This window comes from Epilithonimonas arachidiradicis (assembly GCF_003610695.1).
In the GTDB taxonomy this organism is placed as follows: Bacteria; Bacteroidota; Bacteroidia; order Flavobacteriales; family Weeksellaceae; genus Epilithonimonas; species Epilithonimonas arachidiradicis.
The window spans coordinates 59,229-74,956 of the sequence record NZ_RAQH01000011.1 but is presented as its reverse complement, the minus strand read 5'-3'; the positions used below and the strand labels follow the sequence as shown (position 1 = coordinate 74,956).

General features: G+C 36.3%; 10 protein-coding genes. 7 read left to right on the top strand and 3 right to left on the bottom strand.

The window, feature by feature from the left end:
* Positions 1-5 precede the first annotated feature (5 nt).
* Positions 6-1,514, top strand: a complete 1,509-nt coding sequence (atpD, locus tag BXY58_RS15530; protein WP_120214788.1) for a F0F1 ATP synthase subunit beta — start codon at positions 6-8, stop codon at positions 1,512-1,514.
* Positions 1,515-1,599: 85 nt separating this feature from the next.
* Complete coding sequence (locus BXY58_RS15525) at positions 1,600-1,881, top strand: FoF1 ATP synthase subunit delta/epsilon (protein WP_120214787.1); 282 nt, start codon at positions 1,600-1,602, stop codon at positions 1,879-1,881.
* A gap of 79 nt (positions 1,882-1,960) precedes the next feature.
* On the opposite strand, the gene BXY58_RS15520 is transcribed toward BXY58_RS15525, so the two are convergent.
* The gene (locus BXY58_RS15520) at positions 1,961-2,713 is read right to left on the bottom strand and encodes an NUDIX hydrolase (RefSeq protein ID WP_120214786.1); all 753 of its coding nucleotides are present in this window, start codon (positions 2,711-2,713) and stop codon (positions 1,961-1,963) included.
* 343 nt (positions 2,714-3,056) lie between these two features.
* Between BXY58_RS15520 and BXY58_RS15515 the strand changes: the two genes are divergently transcribed.
* Positions 3,057-4,475: a sugar MFS transporter gene (locus BXY58_RS15515; protein WP_229728463.1), complete on the top strand. Its 1,419-nt coding sequence runs from the start codon at positions 3,057-3,059 to the stop codon at positions 4,473-4,475.
* Positions 4,476-4,530: 55 nt separating this feature from the next.
* On the opposite strand, the gene BXY58_RS15510 is transcribed toward BXY58_RS15515, so the two are convergent.
* Positions 4,531-6,636, bottom strand: coding sequence for an ATP-binding protein (locus BXY58_RS15510; RefSeq protein WP_120214784.1), 2,106 nt, complete (start codon positions 6,634-6,636; stop codon positions 4,531-4,533).
* A 339-nt stretch (positions 6,637-6,975) separates the two neighbouring features.
* Here BXY58_RS15510 and BXY58_RS15500 point away from each other — a divergent pair, with 339 nt between their 5' ends.
* On the top strand, positions 6,976-7,683 hold the full coding sequence (locus tag BXY58_RS15500) for a DUF6261 family protein (protein WP_120214782.1): 708 nt from the start codon (positions 6,976-6,978) through the stop codon (positions 7,681-7,683).
* A 69-nt stretch (positions 7,684-7,752) separates the two neighbouring features.
* Positions 7,753-8,187 carry a BamJ family beta-barrel-assembly machinery protein gene (gene bamJ, locus BXY58_RS15495; RefSeq protein ID WP_120214781.1) on the top strand — a complete coding sequence of 145 codons (435 nt, stop codon included), beginning with the start codon at positions 7,753-7,755 and terminating at the stop codon, positions 8,185-8,187.
* A gap of 39 nt (positions 8,188-8,226) precedes the next feature.
* Here the strand turns inward: bamJ and BXY58_RS15490 are convergent, their stop codons facing one another.
* Entirely contained in the window at positions 8,227-10,419 is a 2,193-nt protein-coding gene (locus tag BXY58_RS15490) for a B12-binding domain-containing radical SAM protein (RefSeq protein ID WP_120214780.1), read from the bottom strand.
* Between the two features lie 244 nt (positions 10,420-10,663).
* On the opposite strand from BXY58_RS15490, the gene BXY58_RS15485 reads away from it, so the two are divergent.
* Both BXY58_RS15485 and BXY58_RS15480 read left to right on the top strand, forming a co-directional pair.
* Complete coding sequence (locus tag BXY58_RS15485) at positions 10,664-12,130, top strand: hybrid sensor histidine kinase/response regulator (protein WP_120214779.1); 1,467 nt, start codon at positions 10,664-10,666, stop codon at positions 12,128-12,130.
* A 7-nt stretch (positions 12,131-12,137) separates the two neighbouring features.
* The gene (locus tag BXY58_RS15480) at positions 12,138-15,725 is read left to right on the top strand and encodes a response regulator (RefSeq protein ID WP_120214778.1); all 3,588 of its coding nucleotides are present in this window, start codon (positions 12,138-12,140) and stop codon (positions 15,723-15,725) included.
* Positions 15,726-15,728 lie beyond the last annotated feature (3 nt).

Here is a 15,728-nt window from a genome sequence, read left to right as displayed (position 1 = left end):
TAGTAATGGCAAACCAAATTAAAGGAAAAATTTCACAAATTATTGGACCGGTTATCGACGTGGTTTTTAATGAAGTTGAAGAATTACCAAAAATATATGACGCTTTAGAAATCACTAAAAGCAACGGAGAAAAAGTTGTTTTAGAGGTTGAGCAGCACATTGGTGAGGATATGGTAAGATGTATCGCAATGGATGCTACCGACGGTCTTCAAAGAGGTCAGGAAGTAACTGGTACAGGAAAACAAATTACAATGCCGGTTGGTGATGAAGTTAACGGTCGTCTTTTCAACGTTGTTGGAGATGCGATTGACGGAATCCAGAATTTGTCAAAAGAAGGAGGTTTGCCAATCCACAGAGAAGCACCAAAATTTGACCAATTATCAACTTCTGCAGAAGTTCTTTTCACAGGTATCAAAGTAATTGACCTTGTTGAGCCTTATGCAAAAGGAGGTAAAATCGGATTGTTCGGTGGAGCAGGTGTAGGAAAAACAGTATTGATCCAGGAATTGATCAACAACATCGCGAAAGGACATGGTGGTCTTTCTGTATTCGCAGGAGTGGGAGAAAGAACTAGAGAAGGAAATGACCTTTTGAGAGAGATGTTGGAATCCGGGATTATCAAATATGGTGACGAGTTCATGCACTCTATGGAAAATGGAGGTTGGGATCTTTCTAAAGTAGATCTTGAAGCGATGAAAGATTCTAAAGCAGCTTTCGTTTTCGGACAGATGAACGAGCCGCCAGGAGCAAGAGCTAGAGTAGCATTGTCTGGTTTGACATTAGCTGAATATTATAGAGACGGTGGAGAAACAGGACAAGGTAGAGACGTACTTTTCTTCGTTGATAACATCTTCCGTTTTACACAAGCGGGTTCTGAGGTATCTGCACTTTTGGGTCGTATGCCATCAGCGGTAGGTTACCAACCAACGCTTGCATCTGAAATGGGTGCGATGCAGGAAAGAATTACTTCAACTAAAAACGGATCTATTACGTCTGTGCAGGCAGTTTATGTACCTGCGGATGACTTAACTGACCCGGCTCCGGCAACAACGTTTGCTCACTTGGATGCAACTACAGTATTAGATAGAAAAATTGCTTCATTAGGTATTTACCCAGCGGTAGATCCATTGGCTTCTACGTCAAGAATCCTGGCTCCAGAAATCATTGGTGAAGAACATTATAACTGTGCTCAAAGAGTAAAAGAAATTCTTCAGAGATACAAAGCATTGCAGGATATTATTGCAATCCTTGGTATGGAAGAATTGTCTGAAGAAGATAAATTGGTAGTTTACAGAGCTAGAAAAGTTCAGAGATTCTTGTCTCAACCTTTCCACGTTGCTGAACAGTTTACAGGTATCCCAGGATCTTTGGTTGATATCAAAGATACCATCAAAGGATTCAATATGATCATCGACGGTGAGTTGGATCAATATCCGGAAGCTGCTTTCAACTTGAAAGGAACTATCGAAGAAGCGATCGCAGCTGGACAAAAAATGTTAGCTGAAAACGCTTAATTAATTTTAAATGTCAAATTTTAGATTTTAGATTGAATTTCAATAATTTATAATTTAAAATCTACAATCTATAATTTCATAAAAAATGAATATAAAAATTTTAACTCCGGAATACGTTGTTTTTGATGGCCAAGTAGACTCAGTTCTTCTTCCCGGAAAAAGCGGGGAGTTCCAAATATTTAAAAATCACGCAGCGATTGTATCAGCTTTAGTACACGGTAAAGTGAAAATCTACACAGAGAAAGTAGATTCTGCTTATCAGAAGTTTTTGACTAAAGAAACTGAAGCTAAATCAGCATTTTCTTACGAAATTAAAAGCGGAGTTTTAGAATTTAATAATGATAAAGGAATTATTCTTTGCGAATAAAAATCCTTAAATATCACATAAACAAAAAAGAATCATTAATTATTTAATGATTCTTTTTTTATTTTAAAGCTGATTATGATTACCAGCTTGTCAAACCGTTTTCAAGTGCTTTGTTATAATTCTCTTCGTCAAAAGAATAAAGATCCGGCGCTTTATGAGCTCCGCCACGTCTTTGTTCGTCCAATTTCCTTAGAATTCCAAGGTTTTTGATTTTTCTGTAGAAATTTCCTCTGTTTAATTCTTTTCCAAGAATAGCCTCATAAAGTTTCTGAAGCTCAGAAAGCGTAAATTTTTCAGGTAATAAATTAAATCCTATTGGTTTGATTGATATTTTTTCTCGTAAAGCTAAAAGCGCTTTTTCTACAATTTCTTTATGATCCATCGCCATTTCTATTTCAGGCAATTGGCTTAGATAAATCCATTCGCAACTCTCACTGAACTCATCTGTAGCCAGATCAATTTTAGAAGGATTAAATAAAGCATAATAACCTATTGTAATGAACCTCTGCTTTTGGAATAAAGTCTCATCAAAATCTTCGAAATAGCCTTCACTTCTGTTCTTTTTCCCAAATACAGCAAACTCTTCAAGATAAGAAACTGCATTCACACCGGCTCTTTCTTTCAGGATTCTTACAACAGCATCATTCAGATCTTCATCTTTTTTAATATATCCACCAGGCAAAATCCACATCTTTCTATAGTTCATCTTCACGAGTAAAACCTTCAATTCATTTTGATCGAAGCCAAAGATGACAGGATCGGCTGATAAATTAGGGATGTATAACTGTTTATTTTCTTCTGATCGTTTTAGTATTAGTTCTTTAGAATCCATCTGTCTGTTTATGGGGGCAATGTTACAAAAATATTAATAAAAATATTGAAGAAAAATAAAATTTAAAAAATCGAAAGTATTTTTGGGAATTTTTTAATATTTATGATTGATTCTTACTGGATTAATGAGAATTTCTGCGAACAATCCGGGTCTGACTTATCAGTAAATGTTTATGTAAGTTATTTCTTATGAATTTGGTTTTGGAAAACCTTATACAGATTTTGCTTATTCAAATAGTTTTGTTTGCTAAAAAATATGATAAGTAATATGAAATTTAATATCCCAAAGTGAGTTTTTTATCAATAAAACAGACTATATTTAAACCTATTTTAAATGAATGATTATGACGAATGAAGTACAATCGAAGAGGAATTACACAATACCTCTGATTACCATTACCCTTTTGTTTTTTATGTGGGGATTCATCACTTGTATGAATGATATCCTCATTCCTTACCTGAAACAGCTTTTCAATCTGACATTCTTTCAATCGATGCTAGTGCAGTTCTGTTTCTTCGGAGCTTATTTTATCGGCTCGCTGATCTATTTTTTGATCTCAACAACCAATGGCGACCCGATTGATAAAGTGGGCTACAAAAAAGGAATTCTTTTCGGGATTTTCCTGGCGGCTTTAGGCTGTGTGTTGTTTTATCCGGCTGCAAGTTTCGCTTCTTATCCACTATTTTTAGGGGCATTATTTATTCTAGGATTAGGATTTACAGTATTGCAAATTACCGCAAATGCTTACGTTTCTCTTTTAGGACCGGAAGATTCCGCATCCAGCCGACTGAATATGACGCAGGCTTTCAACGCTTTCGGAACAACGATTGCGCCGGTTTTGGGCGGACATCTGATCTTCGAGTTGTTTTCTGCTCCGGACGGATCTTTCTCTGCGGCAGCAACTAAAATTCCTTATCTGATCTTTGCAGCGATTCTTTTATTGGTTGCTTTGTTAATCTCAAGAGTGAAGCTTCCAGATTTCCAGGTAAAAGGCGAAGAATTAGTAAAAGGTTTTGGTGCTTTGCAGCATAATCATTTGAGGTTCGGAGTTTTAGCGATGTTCTGCTATGTTGGCGGAGAAGTGGCAGTAGGAAGCTTTATTATCAGCTTTCTGGAACAGCCACAAGTGATGAATCTTTCTGAAGTGGTAAGTAAAAATTATCTTTCCCTGTATTGGGGTGGTGCAATGATCGGGCGATTTTTAGGTGCAATTTCATTGAATCATTCGATTAGCCAAGGTAAAAAGGCTTTGTATATGTTTGGTGCAGCTGCGGCAGTTTTCCTGGTGATTTTCAGTATTGTTGATTTAACGTTTGCACAGATTAGTTTCTTCTTGGTATTTATTGCTTTGAATTTCGTAGCATTCTTCGTAGGAAAATCTGCTCCGGCGAGAACGCTGTCTATCTTTGCAGGAATCAACGTTTTGTTACTGATCTCAGCGATGCTGAATCACGGTGAAATGGCAATGTACAGCATCTTAGGAATCGGGATTTTCAACTCGATTATGTTCTCTAATATTTATACTTTGGCGATTTCCGGTTTAGGAAAATATACGAGCCAAGGTTCTTCTTTGGTCGTAATGGCCATCTTAGGAGGCGCGATTGTTCCAATTTTCCAGGGTTATCTGGCAGATACTTTTGGAGTACAACATTCTTTTATTATTCCAGTGTTCTGTTATCTTGTGATCTTGATTTTTGGTGCTTATTGTACCAAATATCTTAGCCACGTGAAACAGGATGTCGATGCTAAGTCTGGACATTAAGATTTTTGCTTTATAATAAATATGAAAACCTGCTATTGAGCAGGTTTTTTTGATGTTATTTAAGTCCAAGTTTTTCTATAAATATTTGATTTCTTAATTCAGCTCTTTTTAGAAGAGATGTATATTTTAAAACTTCGGTATAAATTGAACCGTGTTCATCTCCATTAAAATCAATTACTCTTTGAGCAGGACTAAATAAATAATCAAAATTATGAGAGTGTTCAAAAGTAGATACGCTTCCCTGAACATCCTTTGGTTCAATACCTTCACCAATTAGATAGCCATAAAAAGTCTTTATTTTAAATTCTTTGTTGGTGTAATTTCTTATAAATGACGCATATTTATTAATCTGTGTAAGATGATTAGAGGCATTAACATTCGGAGCTTTAAATTCTATAATTATACATTTACCTTCTTCCGGAAATAATAAAACATCTGGTCTTGTATCTAATCTGCTTTGACCAAGTGATGTTAAATATCTTTGTTCTTCCTCTTCAAATTCGGATTTAAAAACTTTTTTATTATCAATCTCTAAATCTTTCAATTGGAGTTCTGAATTACCTTTAAAATAAATAAATTCCTCATTTAGTATCCATAAATCGCTTCCATAAGTATTTGTTGATTTTTGTGTGAATAGAAGATTATGAATAAGAGCTTCATCTTTTTCTCTAAATCCAGAATTTTGAACTTTAAGTTTTTTATCTAAAATTTTGGAAAATAATTCAATAACTAATTTTCTTCTTGCAACATAATGACTTAACGTCCTTTTGTTTTGCTCGGGTAAAATTCTAACTAATTTTTTTATTTCTTTTTCTAATTCGTCTTCGTAATCCTTAGAAGTTGTATCTAAATAATCTAACCTATCAATAGATTCTTTAATTGAAGCATCAACCTTAGCTTCTTTTTTTGCTTGAGCTTCATAGAATTTTTCTAAAATCTTTTTATCATCATCATTGATAGAAATTTCAACATCATCATCTTCTCCAATCAAAAACATATCTTTTAAATGTTCTAATTCATTCTGGTGTTTTTCTATAATTTTCTCAATTTCGGGATAAAGACTCTTTAATTTATCATTGACATTGCTTTCAATGTCTTCTAAAAAAAGTACCTCCTGATTAAAAGCATTAAAAAGTTTGGTGGAATTTTTTGTTGGAATATCAAGTTCACCTCGGATATTAGTGTCTTTTTCATCAATGTAATTTCCGGAAACTAATACAAGGTACTTGTTGCCATTAATATTATCATTTCTAGATATTCCATTTAAACTAATTTTTGTCTCTTCAACAACTTCTCCTTTTGAAATAAGTTTAATATCATTGTTTTCTAACAGCTTTTTATCAACTTTGAACGTTGCTACTGAAAAAACTTCTTTATTTTCTGATTTCTCAATTGAATTCCCATCTCTTGCTGGTGTACTATAATGAATTATAATATCTTCTTTTTTATCATATTTAGGAATGTCAAATTTCGAAATTGTTGATGTTGATTTTAAAGAATCATAAATATAGAAATCAATTATAATTTCTGGAATTTCATTTGAGTTAAAACAAAAATAATGTAAGTATCTTTTCAGTAGTTCCTTTTTTAACGAGTCATCAGTTAATGAATTATATATGTTACTTGGTTCTAAAAGACCTGTGAAACTGACTTTTGAATATGTATTTTGTTCAGAAATCTCCTTACAATAGTTTTGTTTTACAATAGCATTATGATTTAAAAAAGATTTACTCTTGGATAAGATAAACTCTCTTTCAAAATATTTGTTATTTTCATTAAATATACTATTAATTGTAGTTCTGTCGAAAAAATGAACGTATTGTATTCTACCTGAGCCTAAATTTTTAAAACCTTTCGAATTATCCTTGAATGTGTTAAATCTTTTGAACTCTTCCTCATTGAAACCAACTCCATTATCAAAAATTTCAATTGCTCTAAATTCAGAAGTTTTATCAGTTAGTTCATTGGCATATATTGAAATTACAATTTTGCCATTTCCAAATTTTTCGTTGTTATTCTTTTTAATTTTAATTGATTCTAATGCATTTGTAAAAGCTTCAAAAACTGGAGATAAGCTTGTTGGAGATTTCTTAATATCGTGTAAGATACCTGTAAAAGAAAGGTCTTTTGCTATAATGAAAGTTGGCGATTGTTCAATCATATAAAATTTTTTAGAGCTCATCAAATGTACGAACATCAATCGATTTTATTATTAGTAGTTTATTGTTTCAATTGAAATTTTCCAAAACCCTCGTTCTCCAACCCACCAAACTTTGGCAGAAGCCACAAAACCCTCGTTTTCTAACAAAACAACTTTTACTTTGGTTTCCAAACGAGGGTTTTGTAACCAAACAACTTTGACGGAAGTTAGAGAACCTTCGTTTTGTAACAAAATGACTTTTACTTTTGTTTCCCAACTATAGTTTTGTGACTAAAGAATATTTTTATACATTTAAAATGTGTAAAAAACTAAATAATTAACAACAAAAACACTAAATGTATGAAAATTACACTATCAAAGTTAAGTACCAAAGATTTGGCTACACTTGCCCAAAGAACCATCAATGTTTCAGAGTCTGGAAATTATGCTGTCATCACCGCTCATCCATTATTGGCAGATCTCAAACTGAAATATGCAGATTACGACGCCGTTTATGCTAAACAAATCTACAGTGGGAAAGGTGATTCGGTTGCTCAAGCGGATAAAGAAAGAGATAACGCATTCTCTGATCTGAAAGGTTTCTTAAATGGGTACAGAAAATTATCCTCGGTTGCTAACTATCAATATGCAGAAGACCTGTATCAGATTTTCAAATTGTTTGGTCTGGAGTTGTACAAGTTGAGCTATTCCTCCCAAACCGCTCAAATGAAAAAACTGATCGAGGAACTCGAAAAACCGGAGAACAGCCAAAAGTTAAAAGCATTGTCTCTGGAAGATGCTTTCACAGATATGAAAAATAAACAGAAAGCTTTTGAAACACTCTTTGCAGAGCAAGCCTCCGCCAATGCCGATCTTCGGAATCAGAAAACAGCATCAGGAATCCGCAAAGATCTGGAAAAGTCTTTGAAATCTTTCCTCAACCTCATCACCGCAATGAAAGATGTCAACGATTGGAAACTTTTCTACGCCGATGTCAATGAGTTGGTAAAAGCGGCGAAGAATTCGGATCTCCCGAATAATTCTCAAGATAACAATCCTCCTCAGTAATCACTAAGTGGCTCTTGTGTGAGCACTTTTATTTTTAAAACCTTATTTTTGTGTCCTTAAACAGATATTATGGGAGTTGCAGATTTATTACTAAAAAAGAAAAAAGCTTTAGCTGAAAAAAATCTTAATGATGGCAATGCTTATATGGAAGCGAACGCTGCTAAGGAAGGCGTGGTAACCCTGCCAAGCGGATTGCAATACGAGATCATCACAGAAGGTGAGGGCGCTAAACCAAAAGCGAAGGATACGGTAACAGTCCATTACCACGGCACGACAATTACAGGAGCGGTTTTTGACAGCTCAGTAAAACGTGGAAAGCCTGCATCTTTTCCATTGAACCGAGTGATCTCCGGTTGGACAGAAGGTTTGCAACTGATGCCCGTTGGCAGTAAATGGAGACTGACTTTACCACCGAATCTGGCGTATGGTGATCAGCAGATCAGCAAAGAGATAGGACCTAACAGCACTTTGATCTTTGAGGTGGAACTTTTAGGTATCAAGTAAATATAAATCCCGGAAAACTAATTTCGGGATTTTTTTATGTTATAGACTTAGGATGATTCCGTTTTCTTTGAGTTGCTGGATAGGTCTTGAAAACCAGAACAATTCGAAATCCTCAAACTGTTCTTCATACTGATTTTTCAGTTGTTGTAAAGTGATTTTCTTCGCATTTTCTATTGAGTTTTCTTCCAGGATCTTAATCAGCCATTCGGCTTTATCTTTATCCAGTTCTATTTTTACGATATTGGTCTTCAGATGGAAGGTAATCTGTTTTAATTCCCAGGAATTGCCTTTTTTGGTTTTGATAAGATCCTTTGCGATGATATTTTTATCCAGAAAAATCAGTTTAGAATTGCCTTTGAATATGAAATTTTCCTCCTCAAGCAGGCAATCGTGGATGTAATCGGGATGAATAGTCGTCTTAGGGATTTTAAACTCAAACCAATCCTGCAAAGGGATTTCGAAATTGATGCCGTGCATATAATTGAAGAGTGACTTTTTCAGTCCAAAACTAAATCGGCTGTGATCGATTCCTGTTTTATCCGTAAAATCAACATCGTTATTAGCAAATTTAATTTCCTGCTTAATTGGTGTCACCCCAAATTCTTCAGGATTAATGCCGACAGGAGAATGTGCTGTCATTGCAAACTGATGCCAGAAGCCACTTTGCAGAATTCCCATTTCGAACAACTGACGAACCATTTCCAAAGAATCGACGGTTTCCTGAACTGTCTGTGTCGGGTAGCCGTACATCAGATAGGCGTGAACCATAATGCCCGCTTCGGTAAAATCCCTTGTAACTCTTGCCACTTGATCTACGGAAACGCCTTTGTCAATCAATTTTAAGAGTCGGTCACTGGCAACTTCCAATCCTCCGGAAACAGCAATGCAGCCGGATATTTTCAAGAGAAAACATAAATCCTGAGTAAAGCTTTTTTCGAATCTGATATTCGTCCACCAAGTCACTACCAGATTTCTGCGAAGAATTTCTAAAGCGACTTCCCGCATCAATGCTGGAGGAGCTGCTTCATCCACAAAATGGAAACCTGTTTCGCCAGTCTGCTCGATGAGTTCTTCCATTCTGTCTACCAGAATTTTGGCAGAAATAGGTTCATAAATCTTTATATAGTCTAATGAAATATCACAGAAGGTACACTTACCCCAATAGCAGCCGTGCGCCATTGTCAGCTTGTTCCAGCGTCCGTCGCTCCACAAGCTGTGCATTGGATTTGCGACCTCGATGACAGAAATATAACGGTTCAGTTGTAGGTCCGAATAATCAGGTGTTCCGATTTCGGATTGCTTGTAATCGTGTCTGATTGAATTGTTTTTATAAACGACCTCGCCATTTTCCAAAAGCAATGTTCTTTTGTAATTAGTTTCGAGAGTTGCAGCGTGACAGATGTTTTCATAAACCAATTCCAAAGGTAGTTCGCCATCATCTAAAGTGATAAAATCAAAGAATTCGAATACGCGCACATCTTTAACTTCTCTGAGTTCTGTGTTGGGGAAACCTCCGCCCATTGCAGTTTTGATGTTCGGATAGTTTTCTTTAATGAATTTTGCACATCGGAAAGCAGAATACAAATTCCCAGGAAACGGTACCGAAAAACAAACCAGCTTTGGCTGAACCAGTTCCAGATTTTCTTTCAAAATCTTTAATGTGAAATCATCGATGAAAGTTGGATCTGCGTTAATTTTAGAATATAGCTCATCAAAAGAATTAGCACTTTTTCCCAATCGCTCCGCATATCTGCTGAACCCAAAATCGGAATCGATATTTTCTACAATATAATCGGAAAGATCTTCTAAATATAATGTTGCCAAATGTTTGGCTTTGTCCTGCAATCCCATATTCCCGAAAGCAAATTCCATATCATCCAACTGATTGAACCGGGAAGCTTCCGGAAGAAAATTCATAGAGCAAATCTGCCTTGCCAAGGTTGGATTCTGATTCTGTAAAAAAAGAATGACCTGATCTATGGTTTTGATGTATTCCTCGCGTAAAGCAAAGATTCTTTGAGAGTTTTCGGAAGTATGATGAAGATCGATATCCGTATTGAAAACCTTTTGGATGCCCTCTTTGGAAAACAGCTCCAATATCACTTCGATTCCCAAATCCATCTGATAACTAGAGATGTTTTTGGTATTTAGAAAACCTTTGATATAAGCTGTCGCCGGGTAAGGCGTATTGAGCTGCGTGAAAGGCGGTGTGATGAGTAAAAGGTCTTTCAAAAGATTATTTTCTGCAAAGTTAAGGTTTATAAATTTTTATTACCAATCAAATGATTCTATCCAACAAAAGATGATATTTATATGTGTTAAAATTAATAATTATAATTGCATATAACTTGGCTGAATTTTTGCTAAGCTTGTTTTCATTTACAAATTGCTAAAAATAATGTAATATTAAAATATTGTAAGTATTTTTGATGTCCAAGCAAAGTGTAAAATAACAATTAGCACATTTTAAAATTTTATGGTCTTAATAGTCGATGATAATCAAAACAATATTTATTCATTAAAAAAATTACTAGAGTCCAATGATTTTGAAGTTGATACGGCTATTTCCGGTGAAGAAGCACTGGGAAAGGCGCTGAAGAATAGTTATTCTTTGATTGTCTTGGATGTCCAGATGCCGGATATGGATGGTTTTGAAGTAGCGGAAACTTTGTCCGGATACAGCAAAACCAAAGAAATCCCCATTGTTTTTTTATCCGCGGTTAATACCGAGAAAAGATTCATTACCAAAGGTTACAAATCCGGCGGTATCGATTATGTTACAAAACCTATAGATCCGGAAATCCTTCTTCTTAAAGTCAAAACTTTTTATAATCTGCAGGAGAACAGTCTTGCGATGAAAAGAACACAGCAAAATCTGGAGCTGGAAGTTAAAGGCAGACGTGAATCTCAGGCGACCATGAAATCCCAGATCGATCATTTTCATTTGATGTTGCAAGCTTTGCCACAAATTGCTTTTACACTCAATCAAGATGGGGAAGTGGATTTTGTAAATTGTAAATGGTACCAATATTCGGACTCTGAGCAGGTTTTTCCTGAAACGCATCCGGATGATCATAACATCAAACAAGAATTCGAAGAGTGTAGAAAGAGAGGGAAAGCGCTGGAATTGGAAGTCCGTATCAAGAATATCAAAACCAATCATTACAGATACCATCTGCTGAGAATGTCGCCAGTTTTTGAAGGTGAATTGATCAAAACCTGGGTGGGAACTTTCACGGATATCGATGATCAGAAAAGAATCGAGAAAGAAAAAGATGAATTTCTGAGCATTGCGAGTCATGAGCTGAAAACACCTCTCACAAGTATCAAAGCCTACACCCAATTGCTGGAACGCAAACTGAAACTTAATCAGGAAAATTCGGAATTGATCTATGTCGAAAAAACATTAGACCAAATCGAAAAACTGAACAGTCTCATCACAGATCTGCTGGATGTCTCTAAAATTGAAAACGGAAAACTGAAAATCAATAAAAAACCTGAGAACCTGGAAAATGTCCTTCAAAACGCTATCGAAACCATCTTGCATACCAATGGAGCGGATGTGAAAATAGAACGTCACGGCGTGAAACCGGATTTTCTGATACCTTTTGATAAGATTAGAATCGAGCAGGTCTTAATCAATTTCCTTAGCAATGCTATCAAATATTCTCCCGAGAATCACCAAATCATCGTTACCACTTTTACAGATGAAAAAGAAGTCAGAATCAGTGTTACAGACTTTGGAATTGGGATTCCGGATTTCAAACAAGAGTATGTTTTTCAGAAATTTTATCGTGTAGAAGAGTCGTCTCTACAGTTCCAGGGAATGGGAATCGGTTTGTACATCTGTTCCGAAATCATTAAACAGCACCACGGAACAATTGGTGTTTCCAGTGAGTTGGGAGAAGGTTCTACATTTTATTTCACTTTACCATTAAATTAAATTCTTTATGCCAAAGAAAATTATAAGAAATCTGCAGATAGGAGTCGGTTTGTCACTTTTGATTCTTATTGCCAGTTCGATTGCTTCTTATTGGAGTATCCAAAATCAAATGCAAAATAGAGAAAAGCTCTCTACAAGCAGAAAATCTATTACTGCGGTCAAAGATGTTCTGATTTTATTGCTTGATGCTGAAACAGGAAACAGAGGTTACCAGCTGACCGGTAAAGAAAATTATCTGGATCCTTACAAACGCAGTTTGGTAGAGCTTCCAAAAGCCATAGAACGTGCAAAAGCTTTGGATATCGATGATCAGTTCCAATTGCAACGTTTTAATAATCTGGAGCAAAATGTTAAAACCACTATGAATAATTTGCAACATTTTGTAGAGGACAGACGCAATGGTATCCAGATGACCCAGGAGCAGATCACGATGAGCAAGGCTTATATGGACAAATGCCGAAGCATCGTAAATGATTTTGTAAAGTATGAAGAACAGATATTAGAAATTAAAAACAAGGATCTGACAAAATCCTCCAATACCACTGTTTTATTTATCATTTTTTCTGCAATTGCAGCGGTCATAGTAACGGCTTCTTTCTATGCAAAACTAAAGGCAGATCTTATCAGGAGAGATAAGCTGGAAAGAGAGCTAAAGGAAAAGGATCTTGAAATTACCAGACGTGTCAATGCAATCAAACAAATTGCAAATCGTGTTTCCAATGGGGATTACAGCCAGAAAGCGGTTGATAATGTACAGGACGATTTGGGTGATCTGGTAGAATCCTTGAACCATATGACAGATTCTCTCAAGAAATCGTTTGACCAGATTAATCAAAGCGAATGGCGACAAAAAGGCTTGGTTCTACTGAATGAATCCCTGGTGGGCAATAAGTCTGTAAAAGAAGTCACAAGCCAGTCTCTCAATAGTTTGATCGATTATGCTAAATGTATCAACGGCGCGATCTATCTGAATGAGGAAGGAAAACTAAAACTGAGCTCAGCTTATGGATTAGAAGATCATATGAAAAAAATCTTCGAACACGGCGAAGGAATGGTAGGACAGGTTTTCGTTCAGAGAATGCCGAAGGTTTACAATGATATTAATGAAAACGATTTTACAGTAACATTTGCAGCCAATAAGGTTAGAGTCAATAGTATTTTATTGGTTCCGATTTATTATGGGGAACACAGCTTTGGTGTTTTGGAACTGAATTCAACTACGAATTTTGATGATAATCAAGTTGAATATTTTATAGAAAGCAGCCGCAATATTGCGATTGCCCTTAATACAGCAAAAAGCAGGGAGCAGGAACAGCGATTGTTGGAAGAAACCCAAACGCAATCAGAAGAATTGCAGGTACAGCATTCTGAACTGGAGAATCTCAATACAGAGCTCGAAGCTCAAACTCAGAAATTGCAGGCTTCTGAAGAGGAGCTAAAAGTGCAGCAGGAAGAACTGATGCAATCCAATGCCGAGCTGGAAGAGCGTTCCAAGCTTTTGGAGGAAAAAAATCTTCTGATTGGTGAGCGTAATGCTGAGATCCAGAGAAAAGTGGAAGAGTTAGCGTTAAGTACCAAATACAAATCCGAGTTCCTGGCGAATATGTCACACGAGCTGCGTACACCTTTGAATTCGATTCTTTTGTTGTCCCGCTTGATGGCTGAAAATCCTGATGAAAACCTGAATGAAGACCAGATAGAATCTGCAAAAGTGATCCAGAGCTCGGGAACCAGTCTGTTAACTCTGATTGATGAGATCCTGGATCTTGCAAAAATCGAATCGGGAAAAATGACTTTGGATTACCAGGATATTTCGTTGGAAGATGTGGTAAAAGATCTGCGTAACCTTTTCAATCCGGTGATTCATCAGAAAGCACTTCAGTTCAATATCGAAATTGATAAAGATGTTAGAACCAATTTTGAGACGGACAGACTGAGACTGGATCAGGTGTTGAGAAATCTTTTATCTAATGCTATCAAATTCACTTCAGAAGGAAGTATCAGCCTGAACATCAAAAATGATCCTAAGAATAAAGGTTTCATTATTTTCTCCGTAAAAGATACAGGAATAGGAATTGCGGAAGACAAACAGAATATCATTTTCGAAGCTTTCCAACAGGCTGACGGTTCCACAAGAAGAAAATTCGGTGGAACAGGTTTGGGATTATCAATCAGCCGGGAAATCGCTCGATTATTAGGCGGAGAATTAACATTAACCAGTAAAGTGAACGAAGGAAGTGAATTCAGTCTCACAATTCCATCCAGCAAAAATATTGAAATCGTTCAGTTAGAAACCGACCAGAATCTTGTTGACATTATCAAAGAAGATGTGGAAGAGATTAAGCATATTTTGGACGATAGTCATCCTGTTTTGGAAATCCCGGAAGATGTAGATGACGACAGAGATACTATAACAGAGGATGATAGAGTGATTCTGATTGTAGAAGACGATACCAATTTTGCCAAAGCTTTGCTCAAGTATGCAAGAATGCAGAACTACAAAGGTGTTGTGGTTGTAAGAGGCGATCAGGCGCTGTCGGCTGCGATCCAATATCATCCGCTTGCTATTTTGCTGGATATTCAGTTGCCGGTAAAAGATGGCTGGCAAGTAATGGATGAGTTGAAATCCAATTCGGGCACAAGACACATCCCGGTTCATATGATGTCGGTAATGCGTGCAAAACAGGAGAGTCTGATGAAAGGTGCGATTGATTTTATCAACAAGCCAATGGCATTAGAACAGATGACATCGGTTTTCAAAAAAATCGAAGAAGCGATCAGAAAATCCCCTCAAAAAGTCCTGATTGTGGAAGAAAATGCCAGACACGCCAGTGCTTTGTCCTACTTTTTGAGCAATTATAACATTTCGTTATCTGTAGAAAATAATGTAGAAGACAGTGTTAATGCTTTGGTTTCTAATCGTGTAGATTGTGTGATTTTGGATATCGGCGCTTCCAAAGGGAATGAATTCGAAATTGTTGAATCGATCAAAAGTTATGAAGGTCTCGAGAATCTGCCAATCATCATTTTTACAGAACGCAGCCTGTCCACTTCGGAAGAGTTGAAAATCAAAAAGTATGCGGATTCTATTGTGGTGAAGACCGCTCATTCTTACAAACGCATTCTGGATGAAGTAGGTTTGTTTTTACATTTGGTTGAGGAAAAGAACAATTCCGAAGAAACCAGAAGCAAAACGCTTGGTTCATTAACAGAAGTCTTAAGTGGAAAGAAAATCCTGATTACCGACGATGATGCCCGAAATATCTTCTCATTAACCAAAGCCCTCGAAAAATATAAAGTGGAAGTCGTTTTGGCAATGGACGGAAAACAGGCTTTGAGTCAGATCAATGACCATCCTGACATAGATGTTGTTCTGATGGATATGATGATGCCGGAGATGGATGGCTATCAAACAATCCGAGAAATAAGACAGATGCCGAAGTTTGCCCGATTACCGATTATTGCTGTGACTGCAAAATCGATGTTAGGAGATCGTGACAAGTGTATTGCTGCAGGTGCTTCGGACTATATTTCGAAACCGGTAGATATCGATCAGCTATTATCATTATTACGTGTTTGGTTATACGAAAGTTAAATC